The organism is Halorubrum tibetense (assembly GCF_055396225.1).
In genome coordinates this window covers 2282638-2301449 of the sequence record NZ_AP043742.1, presented here as the reverse complement: position 1 = coordinate 2301449, position 18812 = coordinate 2282638, and the positions used below count along the sequence as shown (strand labels likewise).

Annotated in this window: 16 protein-coding genes; 6 read left to right on the top strand and 10 right to left on the bottom strand. The window is 68.5% G+C overall.

Annotation, left to right across the window (positions count from 1 at the left end):
- Positions 1-5: 5 nt before the first annotated feature.
- On the bottom strand, positions 6-746 hold the full coding sequence (locus ACZ5TV_RS11490) for a hypothetical protein (protein WP_379778983.1): 741 nt from the start codon (positions 744-746) through the stop codon (positions 6-8).
- 147 nt (positions 747-893) lie between these two features.
- On the opposite strand from ACZ5TV_RS11490, the gene ACZ5TV_RS11485 reads away from it, so the two are divergent.
- Both ACZ5TV_RS11485 and ACZ5TV_RS11480 read left to right on the top strand, forming a co-directional pair.
- Complete coding sequence (locus ACZ5TV_RS11485; protein ID WP_379778980.1) at positions 894-1865, top strand: sugar phosphate isomerase/epimerase family protein; 972 nt, start codon at positions 894-896, stop codon at positions 1863-1865.
- A 5-nt stretch (positions 1866-1870) separates the two neighbouring features.
- Complete coding sequence (locus tag ACZ5TV_RS11480) at positions 1871-3004, top strand: Gfo/Idh/MocA family protein (protein WP_464383858.1); 1134 nt, start codon at positions 1871-1873, stop codon at positions 3002-3004.
- Positions 3005-3039: 35 nt separating this feature from the next.
- Here the strand turns inward: ACZ5TV_RS11480 and ACZ5TV_RS11475 are convergent, their stop codons facing one another.
- Entirely contained in the window at positions 3040-3498 is a 459-nt protein-coding gene (locus ACZ5TV_RS11475; RefSeq protein WP_379783493.1) for a type IV pilin domain-containing protein, read from the bottom strand.
- Positions 3499-3704: 206 nt separating this feature from the next.
- On the opposite strand from ACZ5TV_RS11475, the gene ACZ5TV_RS11470 reads away from it, so the two are divergent.
- A complete protein-coding gene (locus tag ACZ5TV_RS11470; RefSeq protein ID WP_464383857.1) occupies positions 3705-4352 on the top strand; it encodes a YIP1 family protein in 648 nt (215 codons plus the stop codon).
- A 96-nt stretch (positions 4353-4448) separates the two neighbouring features.
- Positions 4449-6626: a DHH family phosphoesterase gene (locus ACZ5TV_RS11465; protein ID WP_464383856.1), complete on the top strand. Its 2178-nt coding sequence runs from the start codon at positions 4449-4451 to the stop codon at positions 6624-6626.
- 94 nt (positions 6627-6720) lie between these two features.
- Here ACZ5TV_RS11465 and ACZ5TV_RS11460 read toward each other — a convergent pair whose 3' ends face one another.
- The 8 genes from ACZ5TV_RS11460 to glpA all read right to left on the bottom strand — a co-directional run bounded on the left by ACZ5TV_RS11460 (position 6721) and on the right by glpA (position 15746).
- Positions 6721-7251 carry a YfcE family phosphodiesterase gene (locus ACZ5TV_RS11460; RefSeq protein ID WP_379783053.1) on the bottom strand — a complete coding sequence of 177 codons (531 nt, stop codon included), beginning with the start codon at positions 7249-7251 and terminating at the stop codon, positions 6721-6723.
- Between the two features lie 2 nt (positions 7252-7253).
- The gene (locus tag ACZ5TV_RS11455) at positions 7254-7979 is read right to left on the bottom strand and encodes a ribosome assembly factor SBDS (RefSeq protein WP_379783047.1); all 726 of its coding nucleotides are present in this window, start codon (positions 7977-7979) and stop codon (positions 7254-7256) included.
- 125 nt (positions 7980-8104) lie between these two features.
- A complete protein-coding gene (locus ACZ5TV_RS11450; protein ID WP_379783049.1) occupies positions 8105-8299 on the bottom strand; it encodes a DUF7576 family protein in 195 nt (64 codons plus the stop codon).
- Between the two features lie 95 nt (positions 8300-8394).
- Positions 8395-9849 (bottom strand): CRTAC1 family protein, encoded by a 1455-nt coding sequence (locus ACZ5TV_RS11445; protein WP_464383855.1) that lies wholly within the window; start codon positions 9847-9849, stop codon positions 8395-8397.
- 101 nt (positions 9850-9950) lie between these two features.
- Entirely contained in the window at positions 9951-10916 is a 966-nt protein-coding gene (locus ACZ5TV_RS11440; protein ID WP_379782464.1) for a hypothetical protein, read from the bottom strand.
- A 132-nt stretch (positions 10917-11048) separates the two neighbouring features.
- Complete coding sequence (locus ACZ5TV_RS11435) at positions 11049-12629, bottom strand: anaerobic glycerol-3-phosphate dehydrogenase subunit C (protein ID WP_379782461.1); 1581 nt, start codon at positions 12627-12629, stop codon at positions 11049-11051.
- On the bottom strand, positions 12626-14005 hold the full coding sequence (gene glpB, locus ACZ5TV_RS11430; protein ID WP_464383854.1) for a glycerol-3-phosphate dehydrogenase subunit GlpB: 1380 nt from the start codon (positions 14003-14005) through the stop codon (positions 12626-12628). The genes ACZ5TV_RS11435 and glpB overlap by 4 nt, the downstream gene beginning before the upstream one ends.
- A complete protein-coding gene (glpA, locus tag ACZ5TV_RS11425; protein ID WP_464383853.1) occupies positions 13992-15746 on the bottom strand; it encodes an anaerobic glycerol-3-phosphate dehydrogenase subunit GlpA in 1755 nt (584 codons plus the stop codon). The genes glpB and glpA overlap by 14 nt, the downstream gene beginning before the upstream one ends.
- 262 nt (positions 15747-16008) lie before the next feature.
- Between glpA and glpK the strand changes: the two genes are divergently transcribed.
- Together glpK and ACZ5TV_RS11415 are read left to right on the top strand one after the other, a co-directional pair.
- A complete protein-coding gene (gene glpK, locus ACZ5TV_RS11420) occupies positions 16009-17547 on the top strand; it encodes a glycerol kinase GlpK (protein ID WP_379780445.1) in 1539 nt (512 codons plus the stop codon).
- Complete coding sequence (locus ACZ5TV_RS11415) at positions 17548-18714, top strand: DUF7973 family transport facilitator (RefSeq protein WP_379780443.1); 1167 nt, start codon at positions 17548-17550, stop codon at positions 18712-18714.
- The last annotated feature ends 98 nt before the right edge of the window (positions 18715-18812 follow it).

Sequence of the window (18812 nt, the reverse complement as noted above, 5' to 3'; positions counted from 1 at the left end):
TCCGACTACCGGTCGTCCCGTTCGGGGCGTCCGGCGTCGTCTCCTCTCGGCTCGTCGACGTCATCGCCTCTCGGCTCGTCGGCGTCGTCCATCGCGTTGTCTGGCCCCTCCGTCATATTGTCTGGGCCCTCCGTCATACTGTCGGCGTCGTCACCGACCCGCTCGTCCGCGTCGTCACCGTCCGCTCCCGACACCACACCGTCGTCGTCGTGGGCGCCGTCTTCGCGGATGCGGTCATCGCCGTCGTCGTCGGTCTCCGCGTCGTCCCCACCGATCGGCTCGTTGGTTCCGGTGCGGTCGTCGATCACGCCGGAGCCACGGTCGTCGTCCGTCGCCGAACCGTCGGCGTCGGCCGCGGACGCGTACGGGTCCGAGGCGTCCGCTCCGGTACCGACACCGCCGGCCGAGCCTGGAGCATTGACGAGCGCTTCCGGGATCACCTCCCGATCGACCTCCTCGACGACCGCGTTCCCGTGCGTTCGAAAGAGGAGTGTCGTCCTGCCCACACGGCGCACGGCGATCCCGATAATCACGCCGACGCCGGCAACGACGAAGTTGTACTCGGCTCCGAGCGCGCGCTCCAACGCGAGCTCCGGCTGGGCCGTCACCCCGGCGACCGCGTCAAGGAGCGGCGTCAACACCCCGACCCACAGCGCGGCGAACGCGATGACGAACCCGATAAGGGTCGGAACGACGGCTACCGCGTGGTACTTCAGCGCCTCCGTGAGTGCCTCCCCGAATCGCATGGCCGAATCGTTCCGCGTAGTTACATAAAAATCCCGGTACGTGTTCATGTTGCAGGTGGTCCACAAGAGGATCCGGGGGCCCAACACGCTGGCAAGACCCCCGCCGTATCCTGAACACTTATTCGGGGGCTGTGAGGATACGTCGATATGGACATCGGCGTACTCACCGTCCCGCTGGGGGACCAGTCGATCGAGGAGGCGTTCGCGTACCTCTCGGGTCTCGGCGTCGACGCCGTCGAGCTCGGTGTCGGCGGCTGGCCCGGACAGGGCCATCTCGACCGTGGCGACTACCTCGACGACGAGCGGGCCCAGGCGGAACTCGACGAACTGCTAGCGGAGCACGACCTCCGTATCTCCGCGCTAGCGACACACAACAACCCGCTCCACCCGGACGAGGAGCGGGCCGACAAGGCCGACCGCGAGCTCCGGGAGGCCGTCGAACTGGCCGACCAGCTCGGCGTCGACACGGTCACCTGTTTCTCCGGGTTGCCGGCGGGCGCGCCGGGCGACACGACGCCGAACTGGGTCACCGCGCCGTGGCCGACCGAGCACGCGGACGCGCTCGACTACCAGTGGGACGAGGTCGCGATCCCGTACTGGCGCGAGCTCGCCGCCCACGCCGACGACCACGGCGTCGATCTCGCGATCGAGATGCACCCGAACATGCTCGTGTACGAGCCGACCGGACTGCTCGCCCTGCGCGAGGCCACGAACGAGCGCGTCGGCACGAACTTCGACCCGTCACACCTCTACTGGCAGGGGATCGACGTCACCGAGGCGATCCGCTTCCTGGGCGAGCACGACGCGATCCACCACGTCCACGCGAAGGACACGAAGGTGTACGAGTCGAACGCGCGGGTCAAGGGCGTACTCGACACGACAGGGTACACCGAGGAGGCCGACCGCTCGTGGCTGTTCCGTTCGATCGGCTACGGCCACGGCGAGGGACACTGGAAGGACGTCGTCTCCACCCTCCGGATGGTCGGGTACGAGGGGGCGCTCTCGATCGAACACGAGGACTCGCTCACCTCCTCGCGCGAGGGGTTGGAGAAGGCGGTCGACCTGCTCTCCCGGGCCGTCTTCGAGACCGAACCGGGCGACGCCTACTGGGCGGAGTGATCCCGATGACTGACACACCACTGCGGGTCGGCGTGCTGGGGTACCGGTTCATGGGCAAGGCCCACTCGAACGCGCTGGCACGGCTCCCGATGTTCTTCCCGGACGCGCCCGACGTCGAGCGGCACACGCTCGTCGGCCGCGACGAGGCGGCCCTCGCGGACGCCGCGGACCGGTTCGGCTTCACCCACACGGCGACCGACTGGGCCGACGCGATCGACGAGGTCGACGTCTTCTACAACCTCGGGCCGAACCACGTCCACGCCGAACCGTCCATCGCGGCTCTGGAAGCGGGCGTCCCCGTCCTCTGTGAGAAGCCGCTCGCGCCGACGCTGGAGACGGCGGCGACGATGCGGGACGCGGCGGCCGCTGCCGAGGTGCCCGCGGGCTGCGCGTTCAACTACCGGTTCGTTCCCGCGATCCGGTACGCCAAGTCGCTGATCGCCGACGGCGAGCTGGGCGAGATCCGACAGGTCCGCGGGCGGTACCTCCAGGACTGGCTCGTCGACCCCGACGCCCCCTGGGCGTGGCGGATGGATGCCGACCTCGCCGGGTCGGGCGCGCTGGGCGACCTCGGCGCGCACACGGTCGACCTCCTGAACTTCCTCGTCGGTGACCGAGTCGGCGGCGTCGAGACGGTGTCCGGCCACCTGAAGACGTTCGTCGACGAGCGGCCGGTCCTCGACGACGAGGGGACGGTGTCGGAGTACCGCGACGTCACGGTCGACGACGCCTACACGGCACAGATCGAGTACGAGTCCGGCGCGACGGGGAGTCTGGAGGCCTCACGGGTCGCGACCGGACACAAGAACGACCACACGGTCGAGATCCACGGGACTGCGGGAAGCCTCCGGTTCTCGCTTGAACGTCTCAATGAGCTGGAGCTGCTCCGCACGGGGAATCGCGGCTACGAGACCGTGCTCGTCACCGACGAGTCGGACCCGTACGTCGACCACTGGTGGCCGCCCGGCCACGTGCTCGGCTGGGAGCACACGTTCGTCCACGAGAACTACGAGTTCCTCTCGGCGGTCGAGTCGGGCGAACCGTTCTCGCCCTCGTTCACCGAGGCGTACGAGGTCCAGCGCGTCCTCGACGCGGTGGAACGGTCGGACGAACGCGGCGAGCGAGTCTCGCTCGACTGAGGGATCACCTTCCGGATCGGAGGGGCGGAGGCCGGTCACCCGAACGGGTCGGAGTCGAGCGGGTCGGCCTCGTCCCACCCGCTCGTGTCGATGTCGTCCTCGCCGTAGCTCGCGAGCGTCTCGCTTCTCGCGAACGCCACGGGCTCCCAGACGATCTCGATCTCCTCGTTCCCGGTCGCTTCCGGGACCGTTATCCGGTCGCCCGGATGGACGACGCCGTCCGCCGGCCACCCGCCGAAAACCACCTCGTCGTTCGGGTCCTCGCCGCGGACGTACAGCTCCTCGGCCGGGATCGGATCGGGACCGAGCGCGACGATCACGAGTTCGCCGTCCTCGTGGTCGACATCGAACTCGGCGTCCGGCGGTGCAACCCCATCAATGAGCCCGAACACGGCGGCACCGACGACGGCGAGCAACAACACGACGACGCCGACGAGGACGCCGGTCCCCGCGGCCGGCGTGAACGCTCGATCGTCGGTTCGGAACGGCTGCATTCGTGGTTGTGTCCGGGTGGCTGGATATAAGGGTTTACCCGCCGGGTATCAGTCTAGATAACGGCGGGTAGCAGGCCGTACGGTGAGCGTCGGCTGGTAGGACGAGTGCGGCGGGGCCGACCGGGCGCTGGACTGAACGCTGCGCGGTCGACGTCGCCATCGATAGAAACCGGAACCCCGTTATTCAGGCGACACCAAGAACGGCTGTGACGCATTGGACCACCGACCCGGAGGGCGGGCGTGCCCGGGGCCCGCGCGGGTTGGTTCGCGCGTGGGTCGAGGTGCTGATCCGGCCGCGGCGGTTCTTCGCGAACGGGACCTCGCCCGGCGACCAAGCGCCCGCGCTAACGTTCGCCGCCGTCGTGGCCGCGGCATACGCGATCGGGTGGATCGTCGCTGACCCAGGCGTCGTTCCCCCGATCGCGGAGTCGGTCGTTCTCTCGGCCGTCGTGGTCGTGCTGGTCGTGGCGGCGCTCGCCGCGCCGGTCGGCCTCCACCTGACCGCGGCGGTCGCGACGGTTTCGATGATCGTCGCGAGTGTCGAGCGCGACGGCGACGGCGACGGCGACGGGGGCAGGGGCTGGGGGCTCACCACGCGGGATCGGGCCGGTGTGAGCGAGACGGTCCAGGTGGTCGCGTACGCGAGCGCCCCGATGGCGCTTGCCGGGCCGCCGATCCCCGAGCTTCGACTCGTCTGTGGCGCGTACGCGACCGTTCTGCTGTGCCTCGGCGTGTGGACCGTCCACGGAACGACACCGATTCGAACCCTCGTCGGTGGGCTCCCGCCGGCGCTTTTCGGCTACGGCGTCGGGTACCGCGTCGTCGCCGCTGCGCGGACGCTGTTCGGCGGGTGAACCGCCCGGGCCGCCGCCGGGATCCGGCGGACGTTCGAACGTGGTCCGGCCGGGTTTCGACAACCGTTTTAGGCGTGAGCCACTCGGTATACTCAAATGGGATCCTGTATCATCTGTGGTACCGACGTCGACGGTGGCGGTCGGATCTGCCGACCCCATCAGGAGGACGTCGTGTTCGACTTCCGCGGCGACTCACCGGACCAACTCGTCGCGAATCGCTTCTATCGAGGCGTTGTCGACGGATACGCCGAGTTCGGAGTGTTCATCGATCTCGCGCCGGGCATCACCGGTCTGCTCCACCGATCCGAGCTCGACCGTCGCCTCGACAGCCTCGACTGGGAGCCCGGTGACGACGTGTTCGTCCAAGTCAAAGGCGTCCGCGACAACGGCAACATCGACCTCGCGTGGTCCATTCGGCAGGCCGACCGGGAGTTCCGCGGTGCTCTCGTTCAGGAGGCCGAAACCGAACACCTCCCCGAGTCGGAAGCGGACGACGACACCGACGAGGAGGACGCGTCGGCGGAAAGCGCCGGGGCCGACGACGACGCGGACGGAACCGACGCGGACGGCGCGGACGGAACCGGCGCGGACGACACTGAGTCACCGGAACGCGAATCGACAGCGGATCCGTCCCATCGCGGTAAATCAGCCGAAGAGACAGCTGATCCCGCCGACCACGGGGACGCCGACACGACGGAGCCCGCGACGGACGATGCGTCCGTGGACGGCGCGGCCGAAGCCGACAGTGTAGACACCGATTCCGCGGACGACGAACCGCCGGAGCGCGTCCCGATCGAGACGCTGGAGGCCGCCGTCGGCAACGCGGTTCGGCTGGAGGGTGAGGTCGTGAGCGTCCGCCAGACCGGCGGACCGACCGTCTTCGAACTGCGTGACGAGACGGGCGTCGTCGACGCCGCCGCCTTCGTCGAGCCCGGCGTCCGGGCGTACCCCGACGTGGAGGTCGGCGACACGATCCGGCTCGACGGCGAGGTCGAACGTCGCCGCGGCGACATTCAGGTGGAGACGGAAGCGCTCGTGATATTGGAGGGCGACGAGGCCGAGGGCGTCCGCCGCCGGCTGGCGGAGGCACTCACCGCCGAGGCGCGTCCGGAAGGCCTGCAGCCGCTCGCCGGCGACGAGGCGGTCGCCGAGCTCGGCGAGGGACTGTTGGACGCCGCCGAGGCGATCCGGCGCGCCGTACTCGAGTCGCGGCCGGTCGTCGTCCGCCATCCCGCCACCGCCGACGGCTACGTCGCGGGCGCGGCTATCGAGCGGGCGACGCTCCCACTGATCCGCGAGGAGCACGCCAAGAGCGACGCCGAGTACCACTACTTCACCCGTCGGCCGCTTGAGGACCCCGTTTACGGGATGAACGATGCGACGAACGACGCCACCCGGATGCTTCAGGACCGGGACCGACACGACGAGAAACTCCCGCTTTTCGTCCTCGTCGGCACCGGGTCGACGGTCGAGTCGGCGGATGGCCTCGAACTGCTCTCCGTGTACGGCGTCGACGCCGTCGTGATCGACGCCGCGGTCGCGGACCCCGAGACCCGCGAGACGGTCGACACGCTCGTGTCGCCGGAGCTCGCCGCGGTCGACGCGGACCTCTCGACAGGGGCGCTCGCCGCGTCGCTGGCGTCCGCCGTCAACGACGAGGTTCGCGCGGACCTCGTCCACCTACCGGCGGTGAGCTACTGGAGCGACACCCCCGAGCGATACGCCGAGCTCGCACACAACGCCGGTTACGACCTCGAACGCGTCGCGGAGCTCCGCGAAGCGATCGCCCTGGAGGCGTACTATCAGTCCTACCAAGACAAACGCGAGCTGATCACGGACCTGCTGTTCGAGGACGGCGGCGACCTCGCCGCGCACGTCTCAGAGCAGTTCCGCGAGAAGCTGGAAACGGAGATCGAGACCGCGAGTGCGAACGTCGTCACGGAGGCCGTCGACGGCGTCGAGTTCGCGCTGCTCGACACCGACGGCTACACCCACCGGTTCGACTTCCCGCCGACGCCGCTCCTCCTCGACGACCTCCACCGCCGGCACGCGAACGGCGACCCGTTCGCGACGGTCGGTATCGGGACCGACGAGCTGTACGTCCGCGCGACGACCGATCTCTCCGTCCGCGACGTGGCCGACCGGGCGGCCGAAATAGCGCCCGCAGCCGACATCTCGACGGCCGGGCTCCGCGAGGGGAAGATCGAGTTCCTCTCGGGCGAGCGCGACGCCGTCGAGGACGCGGTCGTCGCCGCGGTCGCCGAGCAGTTCTAGATCGCGACGCGACTGGGCCGCTCCGTTTCTCTTCCGTTCAGTACGTGTCGTTCGCTTCAGTTCGGTCCGCCCGTCCCACCCGGCCCCGCCGGTCTCACACGTCCAGTCTGTGGTGTGTCACCGCGTCGACGCCGCTGTCGGCTGTGTCGAGCGTCGCCACGTGGAAGGCGTCGTCCGCCCCGTCGACCGGGATCGGGAGCCCGCCCGGATTCACCCGAACGGTGCCGTCACGCGCCTCCACGCCGTGTGCGTGAGTGTGGCCGTGGAACACGTAGTCGTACTCCGCACAGCCGACGAGCGCGTCGACGACGATTCCGCTCGTCCCGTGGACGACCGCGACCTCGACCGGTTCGCGGTTAGGGTGATCGGGATCGAGGGTGAGCGTCCCGGCCTCGCCGTGGTAGCGCCCGAACGAGTCCACGGTCGACTCGACCGCCCACTCGCCGTCGTTGTTGCCGCGGACGGCGTGGAAGGCGAAGTCGGCGTCGAACGGGGTCACGGAGAACGGGGCGACGAAGTCGCCACAGTGGACGACGGTGTCGACGTCGCGGGACTCGAACAGGTCGACCGTGGCCTCGACCGCGGCGAGGTCGTCGTGGGTGTCCGAGACGATGCCGAGACGCATTGTCACCGGGTGCGGAGCTCGTCTTTGTCCTTGATGACGCGGACATCACCCTCGCCGGAGGTGACCTCGTTGACGAGGTCGTAGAGGTCGTTCTGAAGCCCGGCCGGGAACGTCAACACGCCGACCCACGAACCGTCGTTTTGCCACTCCTCGCGTTCGAGATCGCCGAATTCCCGAACTTGCGCCTGGCCGGAGCCCGCGTAGTCGGCGGGGAGCTGGACCGCCATCGTCACCTCCTCGAACCGGATCGGGATGACCGGCCGGAGCGCTTCGAGCGCGTCATCGACCTGGTTCTCCACCGGCTCCATGGGGTCGATCTGGAACCCCGCCTCCTCCAACGCGCGCTCGATGCGCTCGGGCGGGTGCGGCGAGTCGTCCATCTGTGGGTTCACGGCGTTGCGGGTGATCGTCGTGACGAGCTCGCGGTGTTTCCGCTCCTGCATCTCCTCGCGCTGCTCGGCGGTGATCTGGATCTCACCCCGTTCGACGACCTCGGGGATGATCGCGAGCGGATCCGTGGTGCCGAACACCGTCTCTAGGTCCTCCTCGGCAGGTCGGTCCCCCCGCGAGGCGTTCTCGAAGACGTCCTCGGCGGCGATCACGTCCTCTAGCTCCCCCTCGAACTCCCCGCGTTTCATCGCGAGCGCGGCGTCCGGATCGATGAGTACCTCGAAGCGCTCGCCGTGGGACTCCAAGCGGGCCGTCACGGCCTCGTCGAGTGATATCATGGATGAACGTTTCTCCCCCGCAGTAAAAAAGCCTCCCGCGCCGAGTGTGTCGAGTCTCCAGAGTGTGTCGAGTCTCCAGAGCATATCGGAACGACGTTCGGTCCGACGGCTCCGGTCGAGGCGGATCAGGTTGTCGGCCGTTCGTCGGCCCAGTCGTCGCGGCACGCCTGGCTACAGAACTGTCGTCGTTCCAGCTCGCCGTCGTCGACCCACGTGAGGGTTCGCCGACCGACGCCGAGCGCCGGTCCGCCACAGACGACACACCGGGGCGCGGACTCCTCGTCGACGTCCGCCTCGAGGTCGGAGGTCGGATCTACCATACCCGTCCGAGGACCTCCGCACACTTGAACCCGCGAAGGGCGGCAGTTCTGGCCGGGCGCGGGCTCCCGACCAGTCGGGAAACGGTGTGCCGGGCTCACCGGCCGCGAGCCGCCGGGTGTGCCACGTCGTGGGTCGTGTCCGCGGCGGGCTCGCGTAGGGTCCGATCACGGCCGTCCGGCCACCGCACGATGACCTCTCGTGGGTCGGCCCCGCCGAGCCCGAAGTGTGCAACGGGCTCCGTCTGACACAGATAGCCGCCGCCGGCGTCGATCACGCGGCGCTGTGTCCCTGCGCTCGTCTCCAGTGTAACCGTCGCCCCGCGTGCCGGCGCGCCCTGCGCGGTGGTCGGCCGGACCCGGAGCCACCCGTTCGCTGCCGCACCGGGGACCGCGTAGACGCGGACCGGCTGGGCGGCCACTTCACCGTGGATCACGACCAGTTCGAGTACGCCGTCACCATCGATGTCGGCGGCGACTGCGCCCGTCCCGAACCCCTCCGAGTCGGTCGCCGCTCCCGGGTCGCGGGGGACCCATTGGTGTTCGGGGTCCGGGCCGGCACCGCCGCCGATCCGCATCCCCCGACTCGCGTCCGCGTTTCGGTCCGAACCGTCGTTTCGCCCTGGATCGACCCGCTCGAACAGCCGGTTCGACACGCCGAGCGCGTTACAGAACAGCTCCTCTCGCCCGTCGTTGTCGAAATCGCCGGCGACTACGGCGCGGACGCTTCGTGCGCTCGCGAGCGCCGGCGGTGCCGCGTCGCGGAACCGTCCGTCCTCGTCCCGCCTGAGCAGGCGGCTCCGGCCCTCCCAGTTGCCGAGCGCGAGCGCGAAGCGTCCGCCCTCGTCGACCAGCGCGACGCCGCGCGTGTCGCCGTCGGGGTCGGCGAGGTCGCGCCCGCCGTCGACGGGTCGATAATGTCCGCCGTCGTTGCGGAACAGGCGGTTCGGCCCGCCCTCGACGCCGACGAACAGGTCGGTCCCCTCACCGCACAGCGGGCCCGGGAGCAGCGAGCGACAGCCGGCCTCGACGGCGAGCCCCACCGCGTCGGCCATGTCGGACGCCTCGCCGTCGTCGCCGAGCTCGTAAAACGCCAGCGGCGCGCCGTAGCTCGCCACCGCGACACCGTATCGTCCGGTGCCGTGACGGTCGAGCGCGGCAACCGACCGGCCCGCCCGGAAGTTGAGCCGGTCGGCGTTCACCGGCAGCGCGAACGTGTCCGTCCAGCGGTACCGCTCCGCCTCCAAGCGGTCCAGAAGGAGGTCGGAGTCGCCGCCGATCCCGACGCCGTTGGCGCAGTTGTGAACGTACACCTCCTCACAGCCGTCGCCGTCGAGGTCGGCCGCACACACCCCCATCGCGTGGCGTTCCCGATCGGCGACGATCCCGCAGGCGGTGTCGACGAAGCGGTCGCCGTCCCGCGTGTAGAGTCGGTTCGCCTCCCCGTACCCGGCGACGAACAGGATCGGACCGTCCCGACCGGGCGTCACCGCTGCGCCGTACCCTCGCATCGGGTCGGCATCGGCGAGGAGGTCGGAACGATCCGCGAACATGGCCGCCCGTCACCGCCCAGGGGATATGAACGCACGGGTTGGCACCCCCGCCGAGCGCCTTATATACCTCACACGCGACCAGCGCGAGCGAGGCGGACGGATCAGAGGTTCCGCCGAACGTACTCGGTCAGCCGTCGGAGGCGTTCGGGGTCGAACGTCCATACCCCCTGCCAGAGGCGCGGTTCCGTCTCGACGGCGAGCAGCCCGACGCCGCCATCGACGCCGCGCCGGAGGTCGTTGACGGGCGTCCCACCGTCGCCCCGCGCGGGACACTCGGCCGCGGTGTCGGTCACGGCCGGTCTACCGAACCCGTCCGGTGGCTCGAACACGACGAACCAGCTGTCGGTGAAGTCGACGCTCCGGCCCCCGTGGATCGTCGCGTCCAACCCGATCGGCGGGTCGTCGGGGACGCCGTAGAGGTGCGCGTCCACATCGGTGTCCCCGATCCGCTCGTACACGCGGCGCGTCCCCAGCTCGTCGTCGATCCGCGAGAGTCGCTGGAACGACGAGCGGATCGTACCGTCCCCAGCCGTCCACGCGGCCCGTTCGATGAACCGCGAGATCGTGATCAACAACAGCTTCTGTCGGTTCGACTCCGGGTATCCGCGCAGCGAGAATACCGTGTCTTCGAGCCCCGTTATCACTCGGGGCAGTTCGAGCTCGTCGAGCGAGCGCGTCCCAGTGATGTACAGGTCAGAGTTCACGAACAACACCGCCTCGCCGAGCTCCTCGAGGGTAGACTCCGCGACTACCCGTCCGTCCTCGACCAACAACACGAGGTTTTCGACATCGACGGGTACCTCGACGTCGACGGGGATCTCGACGTCGACGGACCCGTCACCGGTGAGCGGGACGCCGTCGACGTCGTGGCGTGCCGCGAAGTCGTCGTCGCGAGTCGTTCCCTCCGGGGATCCCTCCCGCCGAAGATCCCGTTCGACCACCCGAACCGCGTCGTCGCCGAACGTATCCACAAGCATGTCGTGAACCGGGTCGGGATCGGTACGGTTGACGACGACGATCGATCGCTCCGTCGTCTCGAAACGGTCCACGAGCTGCGCGAGCGTCACGTCCCTGCCTCGGGATCCGTCGAAGATAAGCGTTCGTCTCCCGTTATCGGCGGTGAAAACGGAACGGTCCGTCGGAGTCGGTCGGGAACCGACAGCACCGACGCCGTCTCGATCCGGTAGCGTGACGACCCGTCAGGCGACGAGCGTGTCCTCCAACAGCTGGAGGGGGTGTTCGATCTCGTACCCCGTGCCGTGTTCCATCTGCATCGCGCAGGTGGGGCACTCCGTCATCCCCACCTCGCCCTCGGCGTCCTCCATGTGGTGGAACATCTCCTCGCCGATCTCCATCGACTTCTCGTACTTCTCGCTCTTCCAGCCGTACGTTCCTGAAATGCCTGAACAGGAGTCGCCGACGTCCTCCATGGTGACGCCGTCGACATCGCGGAACGTCTCGACGGCCTGCCGGGAGAGCCCCTGGTTGCGGGCGTGACAGGGCGCGTGGTACGCGTACGAGCGTTCGTCGTCGGGGCTGGCTTCCTCGAGCGCGCCGGTCAGGTCCTCGTGGATCCGGAGGTACTCCAGCGCCTCGAACGTGTGATCGGAGACGTCCTCGATCCCGTGGATGTCGAACAGCTCGGGGTACTCCTGGCGAAGCGACATCGAACACGACGTACACGAGGCGATCACGTCCGCGCCGTCGCCGATAGCCTCGACGAGGTTCTCGACGTTCGTCACGGCGTGCCGGCGAGCGTCCTTCAACATCCCGTTGGCGAACATCGGGGTGCCGGAGCATTTCTGCGGCGGCACCATCACCTCGTACCCGAACTGTTCGTACACGCGGACCATGGCCTTGCCGACCTCCGGCGTGTTGTAGTTCGAGTAGCAGCCGTGGAAGTACGCCACCCGCTTGTCCGGGTTCGACACCTGCGCGCCGCCGCGGTCGCGCCACCACTCGCGGAACGTCGTCGTCGCGAACTCGGGGAACTCCCGCTCTTTGGGGATCCCGAGCGTCTTATCCATCACCCACCGCGCCGGCCCGAAGTTCATCGCGAACGACGAGAGCCGCGGGACCATGCTCGCCAGCCGCGCGGAGGTGCGGTAGTTCGCTAAGATCCGGTTGCGGACGTACTCCACGGAGAGCTTCTCCATCTGCTCTTCGACGAACTGCCCGCGCGCCTCGTTGTGCATCTGCGAGAGCGGCACCCCGGACGGACAGGCGTCGTCACAGCGCATACAGTTCGAACAGGAGGAGATCGACTCGTCGATGTCGGCGTCGTCCTTCCGCTTGAGCCGCCACTGCTCCGGCCCCTGGAACTTCGGCCCGGGGAACTCGTCGTCGACCTCCGCCACCGGACACGACGTGTCACAAGAAGTGCATTTGTAACAGGAGTCCGCGCCGTCACGGAGGTCGAGCTCCCCCTCAGGGAACACGTCGATCGGGTCGTACGTCTGCGGGTCGAGCTCGCGCGAGTCGCTCCCGCCGGTCGCGCTCTCGACGCCGCCATCGGTGGCCGCGTCGTCAGCTGCGCGTCCCCCGTTAGTGGCCGCGTCGTCAGCTGCGCGGCCCCCGTCGGTGGCGGTCCGGGTCTCAGTTCGAGCGTCAGCTTCGGCGTCGGTCCCCTCGCCATCGTCCGGTACGAAGATCGACGGCTGCTCGTCGCGCCCGATCTCCGGGACGTTCGGTTGGGCCCGCCGCTCCGCCGCCTCGCTCTCGGTCGATTCGTCGATGTCGCTTCCCCCGTCCGTGTCGTCGGTTCCTGTCTCTCGTGTCATTGTCGAACCTCCCGTGCCGCCTCCTGTCCGGCCACCAAGCCGGTCGCGAGCGAGACGCCGCTCGCCGATTTCTCCCGTGCGACGTCCGCCCCGCCGACGACCGCGCCGGCGACACGCACGTTCCCGTGTGCCACAGCCCCCGACTCGTCCAGCGGCCGCAACCGATCGTCGGGCCGTACCCCGAACCTAGCGTACGGCTGCTCGCCGAACGCGTCGTCAACGAACCACTCGTAGCGGTCCGAGGGCTGCGGCACGTATAAGTCGAGCACCGGCTCGCGGACCCCGTCACGGTCCGAATCGAGCCCCTTCCCAACCAGCCCGCCGGTCGCGAGCACGACCGTGTCCGCGCCGTACGGGACCTTGCTCCCCTTCCGGTTCATGATCAGGTGCTCGATATCACCGTTCGCGTCCGTCTCGTAGTCGACGACCGGCGTCCCGGTCTCGAACCGAACACCCTCCGCGTCGAGCGCGTCGTAGAGCCGGTCCTCCAGCCGGAGCCCGGGGAGGCTCGGCGGCCCCATCGGGATCTCGAAGACGTCCGCACCGAGTCGGTCGGCGAGATCCGCGCGCACGTCCGCACCCTCGTCGTCGCCGAGGAACGCCGGGAAGCCGACGCGTTCGACGCGGTCGACGCCCCCCTCATCGTCGACGACGTCGTGCAGGTGTGGGGCGACCGCCTTCGCCAACGCCTCCCGAGCGGGCGTCCCGTCGATCGCCTCATCGCGGTCGAGCGCCTTCGCGAGTCGCGTTATCTTCGCGTCGGCACGGAACGCCTCCGCGAACTCGACTTCGACACCCGCGACGTCGAACGGAACGCCCGACGCCGCCAGCCGGTCCGCGAACGATCGCGCGTCGTACTCCGTGAGCGACCGGAACCCGACGATCAGCGTCGGGCGGTCGTCGCTCGCGACCCCCGCCGCCGCAGACTTCGGGTAGCGTGCCGTGGGTTTCACCGCCCCGCCGAACGTCGGAACCAGCGCGTTGCGGTCGGTGTGGCCCCCGAGGTACGCGTCGCCGACGAGGTCGTCGAACAGCGCGAGCCCGTCGCGGAGCGCGTCGCCCCCGACCAGCCGGTACGGGTGCGTCTCGGGGAGGTCACCGATCGCCTCGTACGGGTCGGCGAGCGGTCCGTCCGGGTCGGGCCACTCGTCCGGGTCGACCCCGCGGCCGGCGGTCGGCGGCCCCTCGCGTAAGGGTTTCGCCGGCTCCGTGGGGGGAACGTAGCCGAGCGCGTCGATCAGTCCCGAAGCCTGTCGAAGCGTGCTCGCCTTGTGCGAGACGAGTCGGACGTCGACGCCCTCGCGGGCCGCCGATATCGCGGCCGTGATCCCGGCGAGCCCGCCGCCGACGACGAGGACGTCGCTATCGATCGCCATCGTTGCCCCCGTCGGTCGCGGTGACCCCGGACGCGGCGTCGTCGCCGGAGCCGACCCCGTCGCTCGGCGCACTCGGCCCGGCGTCGAACGCGCCGAAATCGACCTCCGCGTCCGTCGTCGCGAGGTCGCCGTCGCGGTTCATCGTGGTCGCGTGGAGCATGTGGTTCAGCATCGCCTGGGAGAGCTGGCGTCCCCACAGCGCGTGCCGCTGGCCCTTCCAGCGCTCCTGGTACAGCTCGTCCTCCGCGTCGCGGACGACCGGACCGGGGTACTCCTGGGTGAGCTCTGCCGCGATCCGGTGGGTACAGAACCCGCCCTGGCAGTTCCCCATCGACGCGCGCGTGCGAAGGCGGACGGCGTTCAGGTCCGAACCCGCCCCCTCGATCGCGTCTTGGACCTCCGCGCGGGTAACGCCCTCACACTCGCAGACGACGGGGTTCGGGTCGCTGCCCTTCAGTACGTCGTCGGCCCGAGAGCCGAGTCGCTGGACCGACCGCCGGCCGACCGGCGACCGAAGCCCGAACTCGTCCATGTACTCGCGGAGGACGCTGAAGTCCTCCGAGCCGGGTAACGGCGCGTCTGCGGTGTCGCACTCGGCGTCGTGGTCGAGCTTCTCACAGACGTGGTCGGTGATCGACTCGGCCATCATCCGGTAGGTCGTGAGCTTCCCGCCGACGATGCTCGTCATCCCGGGCAGGTCGTCGCGCACGTCGTGATCGAGCAGGAAGTAGTCGCGCGTGATGTCGGTCGGGTCGTCGGTGCCGGTCCCCGGCGGCTCGTACAGCGGTCGGACGCCCCAGAACGAACGCAGGGTGCGAGCGTCCTTCAGCGCCGGGACGAGCTCCGAGAGCGTCTCGATCATCAGGTCGACCTCCCACTCCTCTTCCGGGTAGTCCTCGGGATCGTCTACCTCCTCGTCGGTCGTTCCGAGGATACAGGCGGTCTCGTGCGGGACGACGATATCGGCGTCCCCCTTCGGCCGACAGCGGTTGATAACGGTGTCGACCTGCCGGGTGTTCATGACGGTCATCACGCCCTTCGAGGGGCGGACCTCCACGTCGACGCCCGCCATCTCGCCGATCTGGCCCGCCCACGCGCCGGTCGCGTTGACGACGTAGCGGGCGCGGATCTCCTCGGTCGTCCCCGGTTCGCGGTGGACCCGCTTGCCCGGGCCGGAGTCGTGTTCGATCTCGACGCCGACGACCTCCCCGTCCTCGATCAGCACGTCGGTAACCGCCGCGTGGGTCTCCACGCGTGCGCCGTGTTCGCGGGCGTCGGCGGCGTTCGCCACACAGAGCCGGAACGGGTCGACCGCACCGTCGGGAACGACGATCGCCTTCTCCACGTCGCGAGCGAGGTACGGCTCCCGTCGTCTGGCCTCCTCGCCGTCGATCACCTCCGCGGGGATGTCACACGCGCGACACCCCTCCAACTTCTCCTGGAAGTACTCCTCGGAGTCCTCCGGACGCTTCACGAACATACCGCCGGTCTCCTCGACGCAGTGGCCGGCGATGTCCCGGAGGACCATGTTCTCCTCGATACACTCGCGCGCGCTTTTCTGGTCCGAGACGGCGTACCGACCGCCGCTGTGGAGCAGCCCGTGCATCCGCCCGGTCGTCCCGTGCGTGAGGTTCCCCTTCTCGACGAGGACGGCATCGAGCCCTCGTCGCGCGAGGTCCCGTATCACGCCGCAGCCGGTCGATCCCCCCCCGACCACGACGACGTCCACTTGATCGTCCATGTCATACCGCTTGGACCGGGAGCACTTTACTTTACCTCCTCCCCGGAACCGTTCGTAACTATCAGGAACGATTATTCGCCCGGGAAGGCCTCGCAGTCATGCGATTTTCTGCCGAAATACTTTTTGAGCATTGTTCGGATCCGGATTTTAATAGGAAGATTATTATGGTAGTACGTTATGTTCACGAACGGCGCGGTGGCTTCCGTAAAGATATGTCGCGGCATCGTCGCGGCCGGACGGCACCGCAGGAGGGATCCAACACATGACACAGTATGTCGGTGCGATAGACCAGGGGACGACAGGTACACGATTCATGGTGTTCGACCACAGCGGGCAGGTGGTCGCGAACGCCTACGAGAAACACGAACAGATCTATCCGGAGCCCGGATGGGTCGAACACGACGCGATGGAGATCTGGGAGAACACGAAGGACGTGATCCAGCAGGCACTCTCCCGTGCGGACATCGGACCCGACCAGCTCGACGCGCTCGGCGTCACCAATCAGCGCGAGACGACGGTGCTCTGGGACGCGGAGACCGGGCGGCCGGTACACAACGCCATCGTCTGGCAGGACCGTCGGACGACGGACCGCGTCGAGGAGCTCAAGGAGGACGGCTGGGAGGAGCCGATCCGCGATAAGACCGGACTCGAGGTCGACGCGTACTTCTCGGCGACGAAAGCCGAGTGGCTGCTCGCGAACTCCGACCCGATCAAGCTCCAGCGCTCGCGGCCCGAGGACATCGAGGACCGCGCCGCGGACGGCGAGATCCTCTTCGGCACGATCGACACGTGGCTCATCTGGAAGCTCACGGGTAACCACATCACGGACGTGACGAACGCGTCGCGGACGATGCTGTACAACATCCGCGACGCCGAGTGGGACGACGAGCTCATGGACGAGTTCGGGATCCCGGAGGCGATGCTGCCGGAGGTCAGACCGTCCTCCGACGAGGACACGTACGGCGCGACCGACGCGGACGGCTTCCTCGGCGCGTCCGTACCCGTTGCCGGTGCGCTGGGTGACCAGCAGGCCGCGCTGTTCGGTCAGACGTGCTTCGACGCGGGCGACGCGAAGAACACCTACGGAACGGGGAGTTTCTTCCTGATGAACACCGGCGAGGAGGCCGTCAAGTCCGACCACGGCCTGCTCACGACTATCGGCTTCCAGCGCTCGGGCGAACCCATCCAGTACGCGCTGGAGGGGGCGATCTTCGCGACCGGCGCGGCGATCGAGTGGCTCGAGGAGGTCGACCTCATCGACGACGCGGCCGAGACCGAGGAGCTCGCCCGCTCCGTCGACTCGACGGACGGCGTGTACTTCGTCCCGGCGTTCACCGGGCTCGGCGCGCCACACTGGGACCAGCGCGCACGCGCGACCATCGTCGGGATGACCCGTGGGACGGAGAAGTCCCACCTCGTCCGGGCGACGCTCGAATCCATCGCGTTCCAGACGCGTGACGTCACGGAGGCGATGGTGCAGGACGCGGACATCGACCTCACCAGCCTCCGCGTCGACGGTGGCGCGGTGAAGAACAACTTCCTCTGTCAGCTCCAGGCGAACATCATGGACACGGAGATCGTCCGCCCGGTCGTCGACGAGACGACCGCGCTCGGCTCCGCGTACGCCGCCGGCCTCGCCGTCGGCTACTGGGAGACGGTCGACGAGCTCCGCGACAACTGGCAGATCGACCGCCAGTTCGCCCCCGACGACGACCGCAGCGACGTCGACCGCCGGTACGGTCGCTGGAGCGAGGCGGTCGAGCGCTCGAAGGACTGGGCTCGCGACGAGGAGGACGAATAGATGAGCCTCGAGCTGCTCTCGGAGCTGGCGCTCGTTACGGATTCGCTCCTCCAAGTCGGATACCAGCCCGGCGATCCCGGGGACGTGATCGACGCCCTGACCAATCCGGGTGTCGTCCTCGGTGCCCTCGCCGGCGGTGCGTTCGGCGCCGCACTCGGTGCACTACCGGCCTTCGTCTTCACTGGCTTCCTCGTGACTGCCGGGTCACTCGGTGGTGGCGGCTTCGGCGTCGACGTCGGGTTCGGGACCGTCTTCGGACCGCACGTCTCCTTCGCCGGCGGTGTCGCAGCGGCCGGTTACGCGGCGAACAAGGGCTATATGGAGTCCGGATTCGACTTCCATAACGCGAAGGACATCACCGTCGCTTTGGGGAGTAAACCGGACATTCTTGCTGTCGGTGCCGTGTTCGGCGTCTTCGGCGTCGTGCTTGAGCAGCTGTCCCGTCAGCTCGCCCTACCCGTCGATCCGATCCCGGTGAGCATCGTGATCAGCGCGATCGTCGTCCGGGTCGTCTTCGGGTACAGCATCATCGGGAAAGTCAGCGACAAGGCGAACGGTTACTTCGATATGGGACCGTTCGAGCGCGAGGAGATGCGTGAGCCGGGCGAAGTGAAGGGCGATGGCGAGAAAGACAGTGAGGACCGCCTCGCCGTCGAGCCGTGGCTCCCGAACATGTACAAGTGGTCTCACGTCGCGGCGATCGGCTTCTTCGCCGGGCTCGCGTCGGCGGCCATCACGTACAACATGATCGGTGGCGGGCACGGTCTCATCGCCGTGTTCGCTGGCTTCGGCATCAGTGCCGCGTCGCTGCTGTTCTTGAATCTCGGTATCGGCAAGATCCCGGTCACACACCACATGACGCTCGCGGGGTCGACCGCCTTCCTCGCCGTGTGGGAGCCGGGAATCACGCAGATCACTGGCCTCGAGTCCGCGGACCTGACCGCTCCACTCCTGTTCGGTGACGGCCTGGCACTGCTGTTCGGCGCGGTGTTCGGCGTCTTTGCCGCGCTCGTCGGCGAGGCGTCACAGCGCGTGTTCTACGCCCACTCCGACACGCACTTCGACCCGCCGGCCGCCGCGATCGTCGTCTGGACGCTCGTGCTCGGACTACTGGTCGTCGCAGGACTGCTCAACTGGGGCGTCTGGATCCCCGGTACGGGGCTCTAACCCGGCCAGCAACGGGAACGGCCTTTTTTATTTATGACTCCGAAGACGGGGCGACTCATCGAGTCGGTGCTCACGGGTCGGATACTGGTGGATAGTTC

What these genes read in the sequence shown, in the direction of transcription:
- ACZ5TV_RS11415 (WP_379780443.1), top strand. Translation starts at nt 17,548, where the DNA reads ATGAGCCTCGAGCTGCTCTCGGAGCTGGCGCTCGTTACGGATTCGCTC.
- glpA (WP_464383853.1), bottom strand. Translation starts at nt 15,746, where the DNA reads ATGGACGATCAAGTGGACGTCGTCGTGGTCGGGGGGGGATCGACCGGC.
- ACZ5TV_RS11490 (WP_379778983.1), bottom strand. Translation starts at nt 746, where the DNA reads ATGCGATTCGGGGAGGCACTCACGGAGGCGCTGAAGTACCACGCGGTA.
- glpK (WP_379780445.1), top strand. Translation starts at nt 16,009, where the DNA reads ATGACACAGTATGTCGGTGCGATAGACCAGGGGACGACAGGTACACGA.
- ACZ5TV_RS11485 (WP_379778980.1), top strand. Translation starts at nt 894, where the DNA reads ATGGACATCGGCGTACTCACCGTCCCGCTGGGGGACCAGTCGATCGAG.
- ACZ5TV_RS11480 (WP_464383858.1), top strand. Translation starts at nt 1,871, where the DNA reads ATGACTGACACACCACTGCGGGTCGGCGTGCTGGGGTACCGGTTCATG.
- ACZ5TV_RS11450 (WP_379783049.1), bottom strand. Translation starts at nt 8,299, where the DNA reads ATGGTAGATCCGACCTCCGACCTCGAGGCGGACGTCGACGAGGAGTCC.
- ACZ5TV_RS11465 (WP_464383856.1), top strand. Translation starts at nt 4,449, where the DNA reads ATGGGATCCTGTATCATCTGTGGTACCGACGTCGACGGTGGCGGTCGG.
- ACZ5TV_RS11445 (WP_464383855.1), bottom strand. Translation starts at nt 9,849, where the DNA reads ATGTTCGCGGATCGTTCCGACCTCCTCGCCGATGCCGACCCGATGCGA.
- ACZ5TV_RS11475 (WP_379783493.1), bottom strand. Translation starts at nt 3,498, where the DNA reads ATGCAGCCGTTCCGAACCGACGATCGAGCGTTCACGCCGGCCGCGGGG.
- ACZ5TV_RS11435 (WP_379782461.1), bottom strand. Translation starts at nt 12,629, where the DNA reads ATGACACGAGAGACAGGAACCGACGACACGGACGGGGGAAGCGACATC.
- ACZ5TV_RS11460 (WP_379783053.1), bottom strand. Translation starts at nt 7,251, where the DNA reads ATGCGTCTCGGCATCGTCTCGGACACCCACGACGACCTCGCCGCGGTC.
- glpB (WP_464383854.1), bottom strand. Translation starts at nt 14,005, where the DNA reads ATGGCGATCGATAGCGACGTCCTCGTCGTCGGCGGCGGGCTCGCCGGG.
- ACZ5TV_RS11455 (WP_379783047.1), bottom strand. Translation starts at nt 7,979, where the DNA reads ATGATATCACTCGACGAGGCCGTGACGGCCCGCTTGGAGTCCCACGGC.